Consider the following 17,779-nt stretch of genomic DNA (forward strand, 5'->3'; position numbering starts at 1 on the left):
AGCCCGGGCGGAGGGCATGCTCATTTTTGCGGGCGCAGGCCGTGATGCCAATGTGACGGGTGTTGGTCATGTGACTCGGAATGGACTCTACCCGCTGGTAGCGTCTGGACCATGGGCAGGGGAAAATTCCACCGGGCGGTCGGCCTCGTCATTGCGTTCATGGCATCCGCCGGAGCCACGCTGCTCTGGTTCGCTGTCATCGCCGGCGGCCCGGACACGACCGACGCCCCGACCCACGAAATCATCGTCGGCGTCTGGAGCCTGCTCTACAACACTGAAGGTCCCGCTCCGCGCGTGATTTTCGCCGCCATGGCCCTCGCCCTGACGATGGCTGCCAGCGTCGCGCTCCTTGAACGCAGGATCACCACGAGGAGCCGCCGGTCCTCAAATCCGCGAATCGCTCCCCTGGCGCCCAAGGTGGTGATGGCGGCAACCCACGGCCTCTTCGCCGGGCCCGTGACTGTGACCGTACTGATCCCTGCCCACAACGAGGAAGCGTCCCTCCCCTCAACGCTGGAGTCCCTGCTGGCCCAGTCGCACCGGCCCGACCGCATCATTGTGGTCGCAGACAACTGCACCGACTCGACCGCCGACGCCGCCCGCCGGGCCGGTGTCGAAGTCCTCGAATCCGTCGGTAACACCCAGAAGAAGGCCGGCGCCCTCAACCAGGCACTCAAACAGTTACTCCCCGGCCAGGGCGACAACGACGTCGTCATGGTCATGGACGCCGATACACAGCTCGACGACGGCTTCCTCGCCGCCGCCGTCGCCCGCTTCACCGAAGACCGTGCGCTGATGGCCGTGGGCGGGCTCTTCTACGGCGAGGAAGGCCACGGGGTGCTCGGCCAGTTCCAGCGCAACGAATACATCCGGTACGGCCGCCAGATCCGACGGCGGCGGGGCCGGGTCTTTGTCCTCACCGGCACCGCCTCGCTGTTCCGGCCACGCGCGCTGCGCACCATCGCCCGGGAACGCGGCGATTCCCTTCCCGGAGCCCACGGCGATGTCTACGACACCGCCGCGCTGACCGAAGACAACGAGCTGACGATCGCACTGAAATCCCTCGGCGCGCTGATGATCTCGCCGTCGGAATGCACCGTGGTCACCGAACTGATGCCAAGCTGGCGGACGCTCTGGGCCCAGCGGCTCCGCTGGCAGCGGGGCGCCCTGGAGAACATCGGCGCGTACGGGATCACGCCCCAGACCATGCGCTATTGGGCGCAGCAGCTGGGGATCGGCTACGGAGTCATAGCCCTGGGGTGCTACCTGCTGCTCCTGTTACTCATGTTGCTCTCCCTGGACGACTGGATCTGGTTCCCGTTCTGGGTGGGCATCGGCATCGTCTTCATCATCGAACGCGCCGCCACCGTCTGGCACGGCGGCTGGCGGGCACGGCTCCTGGCCATGACGCTGTTTCCCGAACTGTTCTTCGACATGTTCCTGAACATCGTCTACGTCAAGGGGATCATCGACATTTCCTTGGGCCGGACCGCCAAGTGGAAACACCTCACCCACACGACTTCCGGCACCGGAACCACCGTGGGTGTGGGACCGTGATCCCCAACGTCGTTGGTCCCGCCGGCATCCTGCTTCCGGAGTCCATGCTGCACACTCAGTGGTTCGCCATCCTGGCGACCTTTGTGGCGATCAACACCGTCATGTATGCGGCCCTGGCAGTCTCGAAGATCCTGCCCAAGCTGCACCGCCCGAGCTGGCTCCGCCGCAGCCATGAACGGGCCGAGACCCGCAGCATCTACCCCGATGGGCCCCGATAGCGGATTCCAGCGCGGGGCATGCTGTCCCCTGGTCCGCAGCAGTGGACATATGGGCCAGCTGTCCACTGCTCTGCCCGTCCGGAGGGCATGCTCATTTTTCGTGATGGGGCTAGGAACCGATGATGGCGCGGGCGATCTCGTCGGCATCGCGCAGGGTGCGCTGGCCGCTGGCGTAGGCCGGGCCGTTCGTCTGCCTGGCCTCGGCCGCGATCGCGGTTCCCCACTGCGCGGCGGAGAGCTGGAGGCCCAGCACATACAGCCCCTCCGTCACGGAACCGCTCGCGCCCAGCGGCCGGTAAGGGTGCGGGGTGACATCCAGGCCGGAGGTCTGTGCCGGGGTTCCTTCGGCCGTCATCATGAGGCGCGGCCGCACCAGCCCCTCGGCAAGCAACTGTTCCAGCAGCGGCGACTCATTGGCCGTGACCCGGTTGGCCGGTGCGAGCGCCTCGACCATGGCCATGGCCGCAACCGCATCCCCTGCGACACCGCCTTCGACTCCGGCGTCGGGGCCGCTGCCGACCCACGGCGAGGCCGCGGTGAAAGTCCCGGCCTTGCGATCGACACCGAACTTGGGATCCGGCCCGACAAACCGGACGACGCCGGCGCGGACCAGGGCCGCAAGCTGCTCCGCACGGAGCGCGGGCGGCCCGCTGGCGAGGCCTTCGACGAACGATTCGAACCAGCCGCGGAGCCCGGCGACCCACGACGCGTCCGTGATGCCGCCGTCGGCCACGGCCGTCTTCAGCACCGCCCGCCCATGGTGGAGTGCGCCGATCGTCATCTTCACCGGGTCGTCCTCCGCCAGCGCCGAGCGCCGGGCATCATCGAGCAGATAGTCCACGACGGCGGCGTCCAGCTCCGTCCGGGAGCCGAAGGAGCGCCCGGCCAGGGGCGCCGCAAGGCCCAGCAGGTCCAGCCGGTGGGCCGGGCGGACATGCACATCGACCACCGACGCGACGGCGCCTTCCCAGTTGGCCGTGCTGTGCGCATGCGGGTGCAGCGCCGCCTCCAGTCCCCGCAGGAACTCGGCGCGATCCGTGAGGATGGCGCCGGGCTGCGAGCGCGCCAGCGTTGAGTAGTAGGCCCAGAGGGCGTCGCGCTGCAGGAGCGGCCAGAGGTCGTGGTCGAAGGCGGGCCGGATGCCCGCCTCGGCAAACTTCGCCAGGGCGGCCTCCGTGCAGTACCGCAACGACACGGCGGCAGGGTAATACCCGGACAGGGTGGCCTTGGCCCGGTACGGGGTGCCGCGGCGCGACGCGGCAATGATCAGCGGTTCGCGGCCGGACGGCAGGTACTTCAACTCCGCGGTTCCCTCGCCCGGCAGGAAGGTCCCCCCGCGTCCCTCGGTCAGCTGGCCCATCATGTCGAAGAAGTTCAGGCCCATGCCACGGACCAGGACCGGCTTGACCGCCGGGATCCGGGACCAGTCGACGTCGGCCGGGGCCGCCGGCGGGAAGTACAGCAGCCCGAATTCCTCCGCCGCGGCCTGCAGCTCCCGCTGTTCCGGGTTCAGGCGCGATTCGAGATGGCCCAGGGCCAGCACGACGGAGTCGGCGGTGAGCACCGCGCCGCCCGCCAGCCCGACGTCGAACCTCACCTCCCCGTTCTGGCCCGCACACGAGTGCCGGACGGACGTTGCCGTCGTCTCGTGGAAGTCCACCGTCACCCCGGCGGGCAGGCGCCGGAGCAGCTCCTCCAGCGTGCAACGGAGGTAGCGCCCGTACAGGGCGCGGCTGGGGAAATCCGCCGAGCCGAGCCCGGAAAGTTCGGCACGTTCCTCGGCGGCCAGCGAGGGATCAGGGTGCCGCCGCTGCAGTTCGCGCCAGCGGTCGAAGGTGTGTCCGGCCAGCGGCTTCGCGAGCTCCGGGTCCTCCGGAACGACCGTGGGGTAGAACGACTGCGTGTTCATCAGGTACAGCCGGGACTGGCCTGGCTGCCAGACGTGGCCGGGGCCGGCGGGATAGGGATCGACGACGTCGATGTGGAGGGTCCTCGCGGTCCCTTGTGTGGCCCCTTGCCCGGCGCGGGCCGACTCCCAGTTGGCGAGCAGCCGCTCCAGCGCGCTCGTGCCCCGGGGACCGGCGCCTATCAGTGCCGTCCGGATGTTCTGCGATGTGCCCACGGAATCAGCGTATCGGCATCTTGACTGCCGGCCTGACTTCCTTGCGTGACTTGCGACGGGCGCGCTGGTGTTGCTTGGATGGGGCCATGACCACCACTGACGCTGACCATCAGCCCGCGCCCGGCCAACCCGCCGGAACCGCTAGAACTGCCGCGGGAGCCGGAACCGCCCCCGAACCCATCGACGAGAACATCTGGCTCGAGGACATCTACGGCGAGGAGCAACTGGCCTGGGTCCGGGAACAGAATGCCCGCACCGAAGAGCTGCTGGAGGATGCGGACTACGCCGGGCTGGAGGCCAGCATCCTGGAGGTGCTGGACTCCACGGACCGGATCGCCATGGTGGGCAAGCACGGCGAGTGGTACTACAACTTCTGGAAGGACCGGGAGAACCCCAAGGGCCTGTGGCGCCGCACCAGCTGGGAGAGCTATCAGGGCGGAAACCCCGAGTGGGACGTCCTCCTGGACGTGGACGCACTGGCCACATCGGAAGGCCAGGAGTGGGTCTTCCACGGTGCGAGCTTCCTCCGCCCCGCAGCGGGTGAACCGCACCGGCGAGCCCTGCTGGCGCTCTCCCCCGACGGCGGCGACGCGAACCGGTACCGCGAGTTCGACGTCGAGCGCCGCAGCTTCGTGGACCCCGCGGCCGGTGGCTTTGACCTTCCGACGGCGAAGGGAAACGCTTCCTGGCTGGACGCCGACACCCTGCTCGTCGCCACCACCGCGGAGGGGCTGCCCAGCACCAGTTCCTCCTACGCCCGGACCGGCGTGAAGCTGCCCCGCGGCGGTGCGCTGGCCACAGCCGAGCGGCTGTTCGAGATCCCCGAGGACCACATGATGGCCCTCGTGGCCCACGATTCCACCCCCGGCTTCGAGCGGACCTTCGCCGTGGACTGGATCAGCTTCTTCGAGAAGAACACCTCCGTGCTGCGCGAGGGCCGGTGGGTCCAGATCGACATCCCGGCCGACGTCAACCTGAGCTCCCACCGCGAATGGCTGCTGTTCCGGCCGCAGCGTGACTGGACCGTCAACGGGGCCACGTACCCGGCGGGATCCCTCCTCGCGGCCGACTTCGAGGCGTTCCTGGCCGGCGGCCGGGAGCTGTCCGTGTTGTTCACCCCGGACGCGCACACCTCGCTGCAGTCCTGGAGCTGGACGCGGGACTTCCTGCTGTTGAACCTGCTCCGGGACGTGTCCTCCGAGATCCGGGTGCTGGATCCGCAGCGTCCCGGCACGGATGCCGCCTGGGCCTCCACCGTGCTGGACGCCTGCCCGCCCCTGCATGACGTCACGGCCTACGCCGTCGACGACGAGGACGAAGCCGGGGACTCCGACGACGACGGCACCGGTGGCGGCGCCCCGGTGGCGGAGGAAGCTGCACCCGGCGCGGGGAACGACTTCTGGCTCGTGGCCACCGGATTCACGACGCCGAGCACGCTCACCCGGGGCATGCTGAAGCGCGCCCCGGACGCCACAACGGCCGCCCCCGGCGGGGGCGCCGGCGTCGTCAGCACGCACGAAGTGATCCGCTCCTCGCCGTCGTTCTTCAACGAAGCAGACTACAAGGTGCAGCAGCACTTCGCCGTGTCCAAGGACGGCACACGGGTCCCGTATTTCCAGGTGGCCTCCAAGGACCTCGTGCTGGACGGCCAGAACCCCACCCAGCTCTCCGGCTACGGCGGCTTCGAGATCTCCCGGACCCCGGCCTACAGCGGCGTGATTGGCCGGGCCTGGCTCGAACGGCGCACGGCGGAATCCGCCGGCGCCGAGGGGGAAGCGCCGCATTCCCGCGGCGGCGTCTATGTGGTGGCGAACATCCGCGGCGGAGGCGAATACGGCCCTGCCTGGCACCGGGCCGCGCTGCAGGAGAACCGGCACCGGGCCTACGAGGACTTCGCCGCCGTGGCGGCAGACCTGATCTCCCGCGGCGTCACCTCGCGCAAGCGCCTCGGCTGCGTGGGCGGTTCCAACGGCGGGCTGCTGGTGGGCAACATGCTCACCCAGTACCCGGAACTGTTCGGCGCCGTATCCTGCGGGGTTCCGCTGCTGGACATGCGCCGGTACAGCAAGCTGTCCGCCGGGCACTCCTGGATTGCCGAGTACGGGGACCCTGACGTTCCGGAGCAGTGGGAGTTCATCAAGTCGTTCTCGCCGTACCACCTGCTCAAGGACGGCGTCGAGTACCCGGAATCGTTCATCTGGACCGCCACCTCGGATGACCGGGTGGGACCCGTCCAGGCCAGGAAGATGGCAGCCCGGATGCAGGCCATGGGCATCCCGAACGTCTGGTTCCACGAGGCACTCGAAGGCGGCCACGTGGGGGCCTCGGACAACCGGCAGGCGGCGGCACTGCAGGGCCGGAGCCAGCACTTCCTGTGGCGTTCGCTGGCCGGCCGGGCCGCCTGACCCGGCCTTCCGACAGCCAGTCCAACGCGGGGTCAGGTCCGGCCCATCCGGCGGCCTGGGATGGGCCGGAAGTGACCCCGCGTTGCACGTTTTGCACTGCGTGGCACCTTCTGCGTATCCTTGGTTGGCTAGTTACTAGCATTTGGAGACGTGCCAGAGCGGCCGAATGGGCTTCACTGCTAATGAAGTGTGGGGCACAACTCCACCGGGGGTTCAAATCCCCCCGTCTCCGCGTTTGGCCCCGGTCCCTGGACCGGGGCCTTTTGCGTCCCCGGCCCACAGCCGCCGCACCGCCCCATCCGCGTCCGGGTGCCGGACCCCTCGCGCCCTCCGCCGGTCCCGGATGGGAGGATAGGCCCATGCCGAGCAACAAGGAATTTGACGCGATCATCGTCGGCGGCGGGCACAACGGCCTGGCCGCGGCAGCGTACCTGGCCAGGGCCGGGCGGGACGTACTGCTGCTGGAGAAGCTGGAGCACCCCGGCGGCGCCGCTGTGTCCGCGCAGGCGTTCGACGGCGTCGACGCCCGCCTCTCGCGCTACTCCTACCTCGTCAGCCTCCTGCCGCAGCAGGTCATCGACGACCTCGGCCTGCGGATCCAACTCGCCCGGCGCCGCTATTCGTCCTACACCCCTGATCCGCGCAACGGCGGCCGCGGCCTCCTGGTCGACAACGGGGACGCCGGTGCCACCGCCGCATCCTTTGCCGCCGTCGGCGCCCCCGACGGCGAGTTCCGCGCCTTCACCGGCTTCTACGCCGGCTGCCGCAAGCTCACGCAGGCACTCTGGCCCACCATGACCGCACCGCTGCGGACACGGTCCGAAGCGAAGGCCCTCGTGGCCGCGGCCGGCGGCGCCGAGGCGTGGGAAGCGATGATCGAACGGCCGATCGGGAACGTCATCGCAACGGAACTGCAGAATGACCTGGTCCGCGGCGTGGTGCTCACCGACGCCCTGATCGGCACCTTTGCCCGGGCGGACGACGCGGACCTGCAGCAGAACATCTGCTTCCTCTACCACCAGATCGGCGGCGGGACCGGCGACTGGGACGTGCCCGTCGGCGGCATGGGCGCCGTGTCCGGCGAACTGGAGCGCGCCGCCCGCGACGCCGGCGCCACCATCCTGGGCTCCGCGGAGGTCACCGCCGTCAGCCCCGGCGGAGTGGTCGGCTACCGGCACGGCGGCCGGAACCACATGGCCACAGCGGCGTGGATCCTCGCCAACGTTGCCCCCGTTGTGCTGGACCGGATCCGGTCCCCTGCCGGCGGCTCCGTTCCGCCTCCCAGGACGGGGAACCCGAACCACCTGAGGGAAGGCGCGCAGGTGAAGGTGAACCTCCTGCTCAAACGGCTCCCCCGGCTGCTTGATAGCAGCGTCAGCCCGGAAGCTGCCTTCGGCGGGACGTTCCACATCAACGAGACCTGGTCCCAGCTCGACGCCGCTTACCTGAGCGCCGCGGCCGGAAACGTCCCCGCGCCGCTGCCCTGCGAAATCTACTGCCATTCGCTGACCGACCCCAGCATTCTCTCCCCCGCGCTCCAGGCAACCGGCGCGCAGACCCTCACCGCCTTCGGCCTGCACATCCCAGACCGGCTGATCACGGCCGAGAACAACGAGGAGCGCCGAGCCGAGCTGCAGGCCGCCGTGCTCAGGTCCCTGGATTCGGTGCTGGCCGAACCGATTGAGGATCTCCTGCTGACGGGCCCGGACGGGCGCCCCTGCATCGAAACCAAGACCACGCTGGACATCGAACGCGCCGTGGGCATGCCGCGGGGCAACATCTTCCACGGCGGGCTCGACTGGCCGTTCGTCGAGGACGGGACGCCGCTGGACACACCCGCCCGGCGCTGGGGCGTCGCAACGGATGATCCGCAGATCCTGCTCTGCGGCTCCGGGGCCCGCCGCGGCGGAGCAGTCAGCGCCATCGGCGGCCACAACGCGGCCATGGCAGTGCTGGAATCCGCATGAACACCCGACGTGGCCCTTCCGGCGCCCCCGCTTCCGGCACCGCTACGACGCTGGACACATGGAGCCCGCGCCTGGCCCTCCTGGTGGCCGCGACATTCTTCATGGAATTCCTCGACGGGACCGTGCTCACCACGGCCATTCCGAGCATTGCCGCGGATTTTTCGGTGGCGGCCGCAGACGTCAACATCACCATGACGGCCTACCTGATGACCGTAGCGATGGGGATCCCGCTCAGCGGCTGGCTGGCGGAGCGGCTCGGGGCGCGCCTGGTCTTCTGCGTGGCCATCGCCACCTTCACCACCGCGTCGCTGCTCTGTGCACTCAGCCAGGACCTGACCATGCTGACCCTGAGCCGGGTGCTGCAGGGTGCCGGCGGCGCCATGATGGTCCCGGTAGGAAGCCTCGTGGTGCTACGCGGCACCCCGAAGAAAGACCTGCTGCGGGCCACCGCCTATCTGGTCTGGCCCGGGCTGCTGGCGCCGGTCCTGGCACCCCTGGTCGGCGGAGCGCTCACGTCGTACCTCTCCTGGCATTGGATCTTCCTGATCAACATCCCGCTGGGACTGGCGGCGTTCCTGGCCGCCCTGCGCCTCGTCCCGGCGGCCGCGGGTGACGGCAAGCGCCGGCTGGACTGGCCCGGCCTGGCGCTGACCACCCTGGGCGTGGGCGCCCTGGTGGTGGGCCTGGAGCTCGCGGGCGGCCACGCCGCCGGGGCGCCGGCGGCCGTCAGCGTAGCCGCGGGACTGCTTTTCCTGGCCGGTGCCGTGCTGTGGATGGGGCGGGCCCGGAACCCCTTGTTCAACCTGGCGGTCTTTGCAACGAGGACGTTCCGCGCGACCGCCACCGGCGGCTTCGTCTACCGCCTGACGATCAGCTCCGTCCCGTTCCTGCTGCCCCTGATGTTCCAGAACGGCTTCGGCTGGGACCCGCTGCACGCCGGGATCCTCGTGGCCGCCGTGTTCGTGGGCAATATCGGGATCAAGCCGGCCACGACGCCGCTCATCCGGCGTTTCGGCTTCAAGCCCATGCTGGTCTTCGCGTCGCTGGCCTCCGCGGCCACGTTCGTGCTGTGCTCACTGCTCGACGCCGGGACTCCCGAGCCGCTGATCTTCGCGCTCCTGGTGGGCAGCGGTGCCTTCCGGTCCATCGGTTTCTCGGCGTACGCCACGGTCCAGTACGCCGACGTCGTTCCCGCCCAGCTGCCGTCCGCGAACGCCGTCTCCGCCACGCTCGTGCAGCTCGCGGCCGGGGCCGGGATTGCCGTGGGCGCGCTGCTGCTCCGCATTTTCGAATCAGCGGGCACTCTCGGGGGCCCGGCGGGGTCCGGCGGCGGCGACCCGGTGGCACCCTACCGGGCCGCTTTCCTGGCCATCGCCGCCGTTATGCTCCTGAGCACCCTGGACAGCCTGACCCTCCCCCGCCATGCGGGAGCCGCGGTCAGCCGGCCTGGCCGAGCACCAGCGGCAGCACAGCCCCCGCGCCCGCCAGCCTGAGGGCCCGGCCGGCGACCGTGACGGTCCAGCGGCTGTCGACCAGGTCATCGATCAGCATCACGCTCTGGCCGCGGATCCCGGCCAGGGCGGCTTCCAGCTCCGGCCCGAGGACGAGGCGCTCCCACACCCCGGCGAGCCGGTAGGCGCTGTTGCCGCCGCGGCCGCCCGTCGGTCCGCCGTGTTCGAGCTGCAATTGGCCCAGGTACGGGATACGGCCGATCCCGGAAATACCGCGGGCAAGGGAATCGACCAGTCCCGGTTTGTTCCGGGAGGGGACGCTGATGATCGCGGCCGGACGGCCCGCGCCGCTCCAGCCGGGGTTGCGGCCGTCTCCGCTGCCCCATTCGCGCAGGACCTGGACACAGGCCTGCAGCATTCCGGGATCCACCGGACGGTCCGGCGCGCCCGCGGCGAAGGTCTCCCGCAGCGCGCCGCCCCAGCCCAGGTCCGTCAGCCGCGCCAGCGCCCGGCCGTTGGCCAGGCTTTCCTCGGGCTTGATCTTGCCCTTCACGGGCACCCCGAGGCGGTCCATTCCGCTGGGCCACTGCAGCCGCGGCTCCAGGACGATGCCGGCGCGGCTCAGCGTCTGGCCGGCGGCTTCCGTGGCGGAGGAGGCAATGTCGGTGGGGAACCAGCGCCCGGTGCAGTTGTCGCAGCGGCCGCAGGCGTGGGCGGTTTCGTCGTCCAGGACCGAGGTGATGTATTCCATCCGGCAGCCGGCCGTGTCCTGGTAGATCACCATGGAATCCTGCTCGTCCACCCGGGCCTCCGCGATGCGGCTGTACCGTTCGGCGTCGTACGTCCAGGGCCGGCCGGTGGACCGCCAGCCGCCGCCGACACGCTCCACGGCGCCGTCCACGGCGAGCACCTTCAGCAGGAGCTCCAGCGGCGTCCGGCGCAGGTCCACCCGCGCCTCAAGCGCCACCGTGGACACGGCGGTTCCGGCCTCGGCGAGCGCGGTGAGCACGTCGGCGGCTTTCGCCTCCGAGGGCATCGACGCGGTCGCAAAGTACTGCCAGATGTCGCGGTCCTCGGAACCGGGGAGCAGCAGGACATCGGCGTCCGCGGCCCCACGGCCGGCACGGCCCACCTGCTGGTAGTAGGCCACGGGGGACGACGGCGCCCCCAGGTGCACCACAAAGCCGAGGTCCGGCTTGTCGAAACCCATGCCGAGCGCGGAAGTGGCCACGAGGGCCTTGACCTGGTTGTCCTTGAGGAGCTGCTCCGCGCGTTCCCGGTCCGCGGGATCGGTGCGGCCGGTGTAGGCGAGCACCTCGTGGCCCGCTTCGGCCAGCAGGCGGGCGGTGTCCTCTGCTGCGGACACGGTGAGCGTATAGATGATGCCGCTGCCGGGCAGCCCGGAGAGGTGGGTCAGCAGCCAGCCGAGCCGGTCGCGGGAGTCCGGCAGGTTCAGGACGCCGAGCCGCAGCGATTCCCGGCCCAGGGCGCCGCGGATGGTCAGCACGCCCTCGCCCAGCTGCTCCTCGATGTCGTGGACCACCCGGGAGTTGGCGGTGGCCGTGGTGGCGAGCACGGGCACGGTGTCCGGCAGCTGGGTGATCAGGTCCGCGATGCGCCGGTAGTCCGGGCGGAAGTCATGGCCCCAGTCCGAGATGCAGTGGGCCTCATCGATGACCAGGAGCCCGGTGCGGCGGATCAGCTCCGGGAGCTGGTTCTCGCGGAAAGAGGGGTTGGTGAGGCGCTCGGGTGAGACCAGCAGGACGTCGACCTCGTCGGCGGCGAGCTGCCCGCGGACGGTGTCCCAGTCAAGCTGGTTGGCGGAGTTGATCGCCACGGCCCGGACCCCGGCCCTCGCCGCCGCGGCCACCTGGTCCCGCATGAGCGCCAGCAGCGGGGAGACAATCAGCGTGGGCCCCGCGCCCCGGCGCCGCAGCAGCAGCGAGGCGACGAAGTACACGGCCGATTTTCCCCAGCCGGTGCGCTGCACCACCAGCGCCCGCCGGCCGCCGTCGACGAGCGCCTCGATGGCCTCAAACTGCCCGTCGTGGAACTCCGCGCCGGGGTGCCCGACGAGTTCACGCAGCACCGTCTGGGCCTGTTCGCGCGTCCCCGGGCTCCCGGCCTCGGCAGCCGGGGACGAGGGAGTGGAGGCGGAAAGGACGGCAGCATTCTGAGTATTGGCCATTGATTCAGTATCCCAGCCCGCTCCGACACCCATGAAGCCCGCACTCCGCCATGTGGACAAACCCGTTCCCTTCCACAGGGCTTTTCGGCTTCAACGTAAGATAAGACGCGTGAATACGGACAAGATAAAGACCTATGACCTCTCGGCTTCCTTCAAGGCCTACGATGTGCGCGGAATTGTGGGTGACTCCATCACCGCGGAGATCGTCGAAGCCGTCGGTGCCGCCTTCGTTGATGTCCTGGGCCTCGAGGGGCAGACCGTGCTGGTGGGTGGCGACATGCGCCCCTCCTCCCCCGAGTTCAGCAAGGCCTTTGCCAACGGCGCCGCAACCCGCGGAGCCAACGTCCAGCTCCTGGACCTGATCTCCACCGACGAGCTCTACTACGCCTGCGGCTCCCTGAACGCAGCCGGCGCCACGTTCACCGCCAGCCATAACCCGGCCGAATACAACGGCATCAAGATGGCCAAGGCCGGCGCCGTGCCGATCTCCTCCGAAACCGGGCTCAAGGAAATCCAGGCCCGCGCCGAGGAATACCTCAACGCCGGCTCCATCCCGAAGGCGGGCACCCGTGGCCTGATCGGCGTGCACGACGTCCTGAAGGGCTACGCGGAGTACCTGCGAAGCCTGGTCGACCTGCGCGGTTCACGGCCGCTGAAGGTCGTCGTCGACGCCGGCAACGGCATGGCCGGCCTCACCACCCCGGCGGTACTTGGCGATGCCCTGCTGTCCAAACTTCCGCTCGAGATCGTTCCGCTGTACTTCGAGCTGGACGGGTCCTTCCCGAACCACCCCGCCAACCCGCTGGAACCGGCCAACCTGCGCGATCTGCAGGCCGCCGTCGTCGAGCATGGCGCGGATATCGGCCTGGCGTTCGACGGCGATGCCGACCGCTGCTTCGTCATCGACGAGAACGGCGACCCCGTCTCGCCGTCGGCCATCACCGGAATGGTGGCCCGCCGCGAGATCGCCCGCGCGCAGGGCCTCGGCGAGGACAACCCCACCATCATCCACAACCTGCTGACCTCACTCGCCGTTCCGGAGCTCGTAAAGCGCCACGGCGGCCGGGCCGTCCGCACCCGGGTGGGCCACTCCTTCATCAAGGCCGTGATGGCCGCGGAAGGCGCCATCTTCGGCGGCGAGCACTCGGCGCACTTCTACTTCCGTGACTTCTGGAACGCGGACACCGGAATGCTGGCGGCCATGCATGTGCTGGCAGCGCTGGGCGAACAGGACGGACCGCTCTCCGAACTGGGCCGCGAATATGAGCCGTACATGTCCTCCGGCGAGATCAACTCGGAAATCGAAGACAAGGCAGGGGCAGTGGAGCGGGTCCGGGAGGACTTCCACTCCGAGGATGTCGAGGTTGACCACCTGGACGGCAGCACCTTCATCGCCACGGACGGGAGCTACTGGTTCAACCTGCGCCCCTCCAACACCGAACCGTTCCTCCGCCTGAACGTTGAAGCCACCGACGCCGCCACGATGGAACGCGTCCGCGACCGCGTCCTGGCGCTGGTCCGGGCCTAAGCCGTGACGGAAACCCCCGTGGATGCCGGCTCCTGGCGTGATTCGGTGCCGGAGGCCAGCGCGACAGACCTGGAAAACCTGCTCGGCACCGGTGTCGGTGCCGCGCAGGAGCAGCTGGAACGAAACGGCGGCTTCCTGCCGTTCGCCCTCGTCGTGGAGAACGACGGCGAGGTCCGGCTGGTCGCGGTGACCCCCGCCGACGCGGCCGAGGGCACGGACGCCGATTTCGACGCGGACTCCATGATCCGCGACCTCAACGAGCTGCTGCGGCAGCACCGGGACGACTTCCGCGCGGCCGCCGTCGTCTGCGACATCACGCTGCCGGAAGAGGACACGGACGCCATCCACGTGGCCGCCGAGCACCGCGACGGCTCCCTGTTCGCCGCGGTCCTCCCCTATGCCGCTAACCCCGAGACCCACGAGTTGGAATTCGGCCGGCTCTCCGCCGATACCAACGAACCCGCGGTCTGGGTGGACTAGACCGGCCTAAGCTGGTGCCATGAAGATCAATGCCTTTGCGGATGTGAGCCTGCGCGCCATGATGGTGCTCGCGGCAGCGCCCGACGGCACCTTGCTCACCACCCAGGGCATCGCCGACGCCGTCGGCACACCCTACAACCACGTCAGCAAGGCGATGGCGAAACTGCGCGAACTGGGCATGATCGACGTCGAGCGCGGCCGCCACGGCGGCTCCCGGCTCAGCAGCGCCGGCCGCGTCGCCACCGTCGGCCGGCTCCTGCGCCAGCTGGACACCCGGCTGGACCCGGCCGACTGCGTGGCCGCCGCCGGGACCTGTCCGCTGATCAACGAATGCCGGCTCCGCGGCGCACTGTCCCGCGCCCGCGAGGCCTTCTACCGTGAACTCGACGGCATCGTCGTCGCTTCGCTGCCCACCTCGCGGCAGATGACCCCCGTGTTCCAGGCGATCGGCCTGCGCCCCGGACTCTGAACCGGAACGTAATCCGCGGGCGGGCCGATTTGGAAATGTTTTCTACGTCCTGTAGAACAGAGGCATAAATACTTGTATTTGAAATGCAGGTATTTCAGACCGGTCCGGTCGAAGACCCCGGGCCACTATCTCAGGAGTCAGCAATGCTCTCGGACAAATCCTTCCCCGTCATCGAGGCCACCCTGCCGCTGGTCGGTTCCCGGATCGGTGAGATCACCCCCAAGTTCTACGCCCGCCTCTTCGCCGCGCACCCGGAACTCCTGGACGGCCTGTTCAGCCGCTCCAACCAGCGCTCCGGCGACCAGCAGCAGGCCCTGGCCGGAAGCATCGCCGCTTTCGCCAGCCATCTGGTGAGCAACCCCGGAACCCTGCCGGAGACCGTACTGTCCCGCATCGCCCACCGCCACGCCTCCCTGGGCATTACCGAGCCGCAGTACCAGGTGGTGTACGAGCACCTCTTCGCCGCCATCGCCGAGGACCTGGCCGAGGTCATCACGCCGGAGATCGCCGAAGCCTGGACCGAGGTCTACTGGCTGATGGCGGACGCGCTGATCAAGCTGGAAAAGGGCCTCTATGCCGCACAGGCGAACGGCAAGATGTGGACCCCCTGGAAGGTCACGGCCAAGGCCCCGGCCGGCACCGGCTCCATGACCTTCACCCTGGAACCGGCGGACGACACCCCCATCACGCCCGCCCTTCCGGGCCAGTACGTCAGCGTCAAGGTCACCCTCCCGGACGGCCTGCGCCAGGTCCGCCAGTACTCGCTCTCCGGCGATGCCGGAGCCAGCCGCACCTTCACCACCAAGCTCGACGACGGCGGCGAGGTCTCCCCCGTGCTGCACAACACCGTGGCGGTCGGCGACATCCTCGAAATCTCCAACCCCTATGGCGAGATCACGCTCAAGGAGGGTGACGGCCCGGTGGTCCTGGCCTCGGCCGGCATCGGCTGCACGCCCACCGCCTCCATCCTGCGCTCCCTCGCGGAGTCCGGCTCGGACCGCCAGGTCCTGGTCCTGCACGCGGAAAGCAGCCTCGACAGCTGGGCACTGCGCGGCCAGATGACGGACGACGTCGAACGCCTCGACGGCGCCGACCTCCAGCTCTGGCTCGAGCAGCCGGAAGCCGGGGCAAAGACGGGCTTCATGTCCCTGCGCGAAGTGGACCTGCCGGCCAACGCCTCTCTGTACCTCTGCGGGCCGCTGCCGTTCATGAAAAACATCCGCAACGAGGCCATCAACGCCGGCATCCCGGCCACCAGGATCCACTACGAGGTCTTCGGCCCGGACATCTGGCTCGCCAGCTAAGGAGTACGACGGCGGCCCCGCACCTTTCGCAAGGTGCGGGGCCGCCGTCGTTGGATCAGTCGGATGCTAGTGGGCCGCCATGCGTTCCTTCAGGCCCTCGAGCTCGGAGCGCAGGGCCACGGGCAGGGAGTCGCCGAACTTGGCGTACCACTCTTCGATCGAGGCCAGCTCCGTGTCCCATTCCGCGCGGTCGACGCGAACGGCGTCTTCCACGTGGGCGTGGGTCAGGTCCAGGCCGGTGAGGTCCAGCGAGTGGCCGGCCGGCACGAAGCCGATGGGGGTCTCGACGGCGTCGGCCTTGCCCTCGATGCGCTCGATGGCCCACTTCAGGACGCGGGCGTTGTCGCCGAAACCGGGCCATGCGAAGTCACCGTCGGCGGTGCGGCGGAACCAGTTGACCAGGAAGATCCTGGGCAGCCGTTCCGGGTTGGCCTTGCCGGAGACGCTGATCCAGTGGTTCAGGTAGTCGCCGGCGTCGTAGCCGATGAAGGGCAGCATGGCCATCGGGTCGCGGCGCAGCACGCCGACCTGGCCGGCGGCGGCGGCGGTGGTTTCCGAGGAGAGCGTGGAGCCCATGAAGATGCCGTTGGTCCAGCTGCGGGCCTCGGTCACGAGGGGCACCGTAGTCTTGCGGCGTCCGCCGAAGAGGATGGCGGATAGCTCCACACCCTCCGGGCTGTAGTACTCCTCGGCCAGCATGTCGATCTGGGAAATCGGCGTGCAGAAGCGGGAGTTCGGGTGGGCGGCAGGCTTGTCCGACTCCGGCGTCCAGGAGTTTCCCTGCCAGTCGGTCAGGTGCGCCGGAACCTCATCGGTCATGCCTTCCCACCACACACCGCCGTCGTCCGTAAGGGCAACATTGGTGAAGATGCTGTGGCCCTTGGCGATGGCGCGCATGGCGTTGGGGTTGGTACCCCAGCCGGTGCCCGGGGCGACGCCGAACAGGCCGGCCTCGGGGTTGGTGGCGCGCAGTTCGCCTTCCTTGCCGATCCGCATCCAGGTGATGTCGTCGCCGAGGGTTTCGACTTCCCAGCCCTCGATGGTCGGATCGAGCAGGGCGAGGTTGGTCTTGCCACAGGCAGACGGAAACGCCGCGGAGATGTAGTACTTCTTCTGCTCCGGCGAGGTGAGCTTGAGGATGAGCATGTGCTCCGCGAGCCACCCCTCGTCGCGGGCCATCACCGAGGCGATGCGCAGGGCGTAGCACTTCTTGCCCAGCAGGGCGTTGCCGCCGTAGCCGGAGCCGTAGGACCAGATGGAGCGCTCTTCGGGGAAGTGCACGATCCACTTGTCCGGGTTGCAGGGCCACGCGACGTCAGCCTGTCCGGGGGCCAGCGGGGCGCCGACGGAGTGGAGTGCGGGCACGAAGAACGCGTTCATGGCGGTGATCTTGTCCAGGACCTCGGTACCGATCGTGGCCATGATCCGCATGGAGGCAACAACGTAGGCGCTGTCCGTGATCTCCACACCGAACTTGGGTTCCTCGGCGTCAAGGTGGCCCATGACGAAGGGGATGACATACATGGTGCGTCCGCGCATGGAGCCGGCGAACAGCCCGTGCAGCTTCGCCTTCATGTCGGCCGGAGCCATCCAGTTGTTCGTGAAGCCCGCATCGCGTTCCTTTTCGGAGCAGATGAAGGTCTGCTCTTCGACGCGGGCGACGTCGGCCGGATCGGAGAATGCCGCGAAGGACTTCGGGAAGAGTTTCTCGTTCAGCCGGGTGAGGGTGCCAGAGGCGACGAGCTCATCCGTAAGCCGGGTGTACTCTTCCTCAGAACCGTCAACCCAGTGGATCCGGTCCGGCCGGGTCAGTCCAGCTACCTCTTCGACCCATGCCAGCAGGCCAGCATGTGTGGTGGGTGCTTTTTCAAGCAACGGCAGTCGCGCCAGATCTCCCATTACGGTTCCCTTCCTCGGGTTCAGTCGTGTGTCCTAAATGCTAGGTGTCGAGGAGGGTTCATTTTCGGGTCAGGACATGGGATGACCTGGGTGCCCGGAATCAAAATCCGCGCAAATTCAAGGGACAACCCCCTCAAGAACATGCAATTTTGTGACTAAGGTCACATAGACCGGTCTAGTCAGCCAGATTA

General features: G+C 68.9%; 12 protein-coding genes and 1 tRNA gene. 10 read left to right on the top strand and 3 right to left on the bottom strand.

From position 1 onward, the window contains the following. Positions 1-111: 111 nt before the first annotated feature. Both E5206_RS00230 and E5206_RS00235 read left to right on the top strand, forming a co-directional pair. Positions 112-1,557: a glycosyltransferase family 2 protein gene (locus E5206_RS00230; RefSeq protein ID WP_136320726.1), complete on the top strand. Its 1,446-nt coding sequence runs from the start codon at positions 112-114 to the stop codon at positions 1,555-1,557. Further along, positions 1,554-1,775, top strand: coding sequence for a hypothetical protein (locus tag E5206_RS00235; RefSeq protein WP_240689858.1), 222 nt, complete (start codon positions 1,554-1,556; stop codon positions 1,773-1,775). The genes E5206_RS00230 and E5206_RS00235 overlap by 4 nt, the downstream gene beginning before the upstream one ends. Before the next feature lie 109 nt (positions 1,776-1,884). On the opposite strand, the gene E5206_RS00240 is transcribed toward E5206_RS00235, so the two are convergent. After that, entirely contained in the window at positions 1,885-3,897 is a 2,013-nt protein-coding gene (locus E5206_RS00240; protein WP_136320727.1) for an FAD/NAD(P)-binding domain-containing protein, read from the bottom strand. 86 nt (positions 3,898-3,983) lie between these two features. Here E5206_RS00240 and E5206_RS00245 point away from each other — a divergent pair, with 86 nt between their 5' ends. The 4 genes from E5206_RS00245 (at position 3,984) to E5206_RS00260 (ending at position 9,762) form a co-directional block, all read left to right on the top strand. Next, positions 3,984-6,302, top strand: coding sequence for a prolyl oligopeptidase family serine peptidase (locus tag E5206_RS00245; protein ID WP_136320728.1), 2,319 nt, complete (start codon positions 3,984-3,986; stop codon positions 6,300-6,302). A gap of 144 nt (positions 6,303-6,446) precedes the next feature. Further along, positions 6,447-6,534: transfer RNA gene (locus E5206_RS00250), tRNA-Ser, on the top strand. 127 nt (positions 6,535-6,661) lie between these two features. After that, positions 6,662-8,269, top strand: coding sequence for an NAD(P)/FAD-dependent oxidoreductase (locus E5206_RS00255; protein ID WP_136320729.1), 1,608 nt, complete (start codon positions 6,662-6,664; stop codon positions 8,267-8,269). Continuing rightward, complete coding sequence (locus E5206_RS00260) at positions 8,266-9,762, top strand: MFS transporter (protein WP_136320730.1); 1,497 nt, start codon at positions 8,266-8,268, stop codon at positions 9,760-9,762. The genes E5206_RS00255 and E5206_RS00260 overlap by 4 nt, the downstream gene beginning before the upstream one ends. On the opposite strand, the gene E5206_RS00265 is transcribed toward E5206_RS00260, so the two are convergent. Continuing rightward, entirely contained in the window at positions 9,707-11,908 is a 2,202-nt protein-coding gene (locus tag E5206_RS00265; protein ID WP_136320731.1) for a RecQ family ATP-dependent DNA helicase, read from the bottom strand. The genes E5206_RS00260 and E5206_RS00265 overlap by 56 nt on opposite strands. Before the next feature lie 109 nt (positions 11,909-12,017). Between E5206_RS00265 and E5206_RS00270 the strand changes: the two genes are divergently transcribed. The 4 genes from E5206_RS00270 (at position 12,018) to E5206_RS00285 (ending at position 15,689) form a co-directional block, all read left to right on the top strand. Beyond that, on the top strand, positions 12,018-13,436 hold the full coding sequence (locus E5206_RS00270; RefSeq protein WP_136320732.1) for a phosphomannomutase/phosphoglucomutase: 1,419 nt from the start codon (positions 12,018-12,020) through the stop codon (positions 13,434-13,436). 3 nt (positions 13,437-13,439) lie between these two features. Next, positions 13,440-13,916, top strand: coding sequence for a hypothetical protein (locus tag E5206_RS00275; protein ID WP_136320733.1), 477 nt, complete (start codon positions 13,440-13,442; stop codon positions 13,914-13,916). Between the two features lie 19 nt (positions 13,917-13,935). Then, a complete protein-coding gene (locus E5206_RS00280; protein ID WP_136320734.1) occupies positions 13,936-14,385 on the top strand; it encodes an Rrf2 family transcriptional regulator in 450 nt (149 codons plus the stop codon). A 143-nt stretch (positions 14,386-14,528) separates the two neighbouring features. Continuing rightward, positions 14,529-15,689: a globin domain-containing protein gene (locus E5206_RS00285; RefSeq protein ID WP_136320735.1), complete on the top strand. Its 1,161-nt coding sequence runs from the start codon at positions 14,529-14,531 to the stop codon at positions 15,687-15,689. Between the two features lie 66 nt (positions 15,690-15,755). Here the strand turns inward: E5206_RS00285 and E5206_RS00290 are convergent, their stop codons facing one another. Further along, positions 15,756-17,588, bottom strand: a complete 1,833-nt coding sequence (locus E5206_RS00290; RefSeq protein ID WP_136320736.1) for a phosphoenolpyruvate carboxykinase (GTP) — start codon at positions 17,586-17,588, stop codon at positions 15,756-15,758. Positions 17,589-17,779: the final 191 nt, after the last annotated feature.

It is taken from the genome of Arthrobacter sp. PAMC25564 (assembly GCF_004798705.1).
Lineage (GTDB): Bacteria > Actinomycetota > Actinomycetes > Actinomycetales > Micrococcaceae > Arthrobacter.

Coding starts and splice junctions, on each gene's coding strand:
- E5206_RS00230 (WP_136320726.1), top strand. CDS start 112: ATGGGCAGGGGAAAATTCCACCGGGCGGTCGGCCTCGTCATTGCGTTC.
- E5206_RS00245 (WP_136320728.1), top strand. CDS start 3,984: ATGACCACCACTGACGCTGACCATCAGCCCGCGCCCGGCCAACCCGCC.
- E5206_RS00255 (WP_136320729.1), top strand. CDS start 6,662: ATGCCGAGCAACAAGGAATTTGACGCGATCATCGTCGGCGGCGGGCAC.
- E5206_RS00260 (WP_136320730.1), top strand. CDS start 8,266: ATGAACACCCGACGTGGCCCTTCCGGCGCCCCCGCTTCCGGCACCGCT.
- E5206_RS00265 (WP_136320731.1), bottom strand. CDS start 11,908: ATGGCCAATACTCAGAATGCTGCCGTCCTTTCCGCCTCCACTCCCTCG.
- E5206_RS00280 (WP_136320734.1), top strand. CDS start 13,936: ATGAAGATCAATGCCTTTGCGGATGTGAGCCTGCGCGCCATGATGGTG.
- E5206_RS00285 (WP_136320735.1), top strand. CDS start 14,529: ATGCTCTCGGACAAATCCTTCCCCGTCATCGAGGCCACCCTGCCGCTG.
- E5206_RS00290 (WP_136320736.1), bottom strand. CDS start 17,588: ATGGGAGATCTGGCGCGACTGCCGTTGCTTGAAAAAGCACCCACCACA.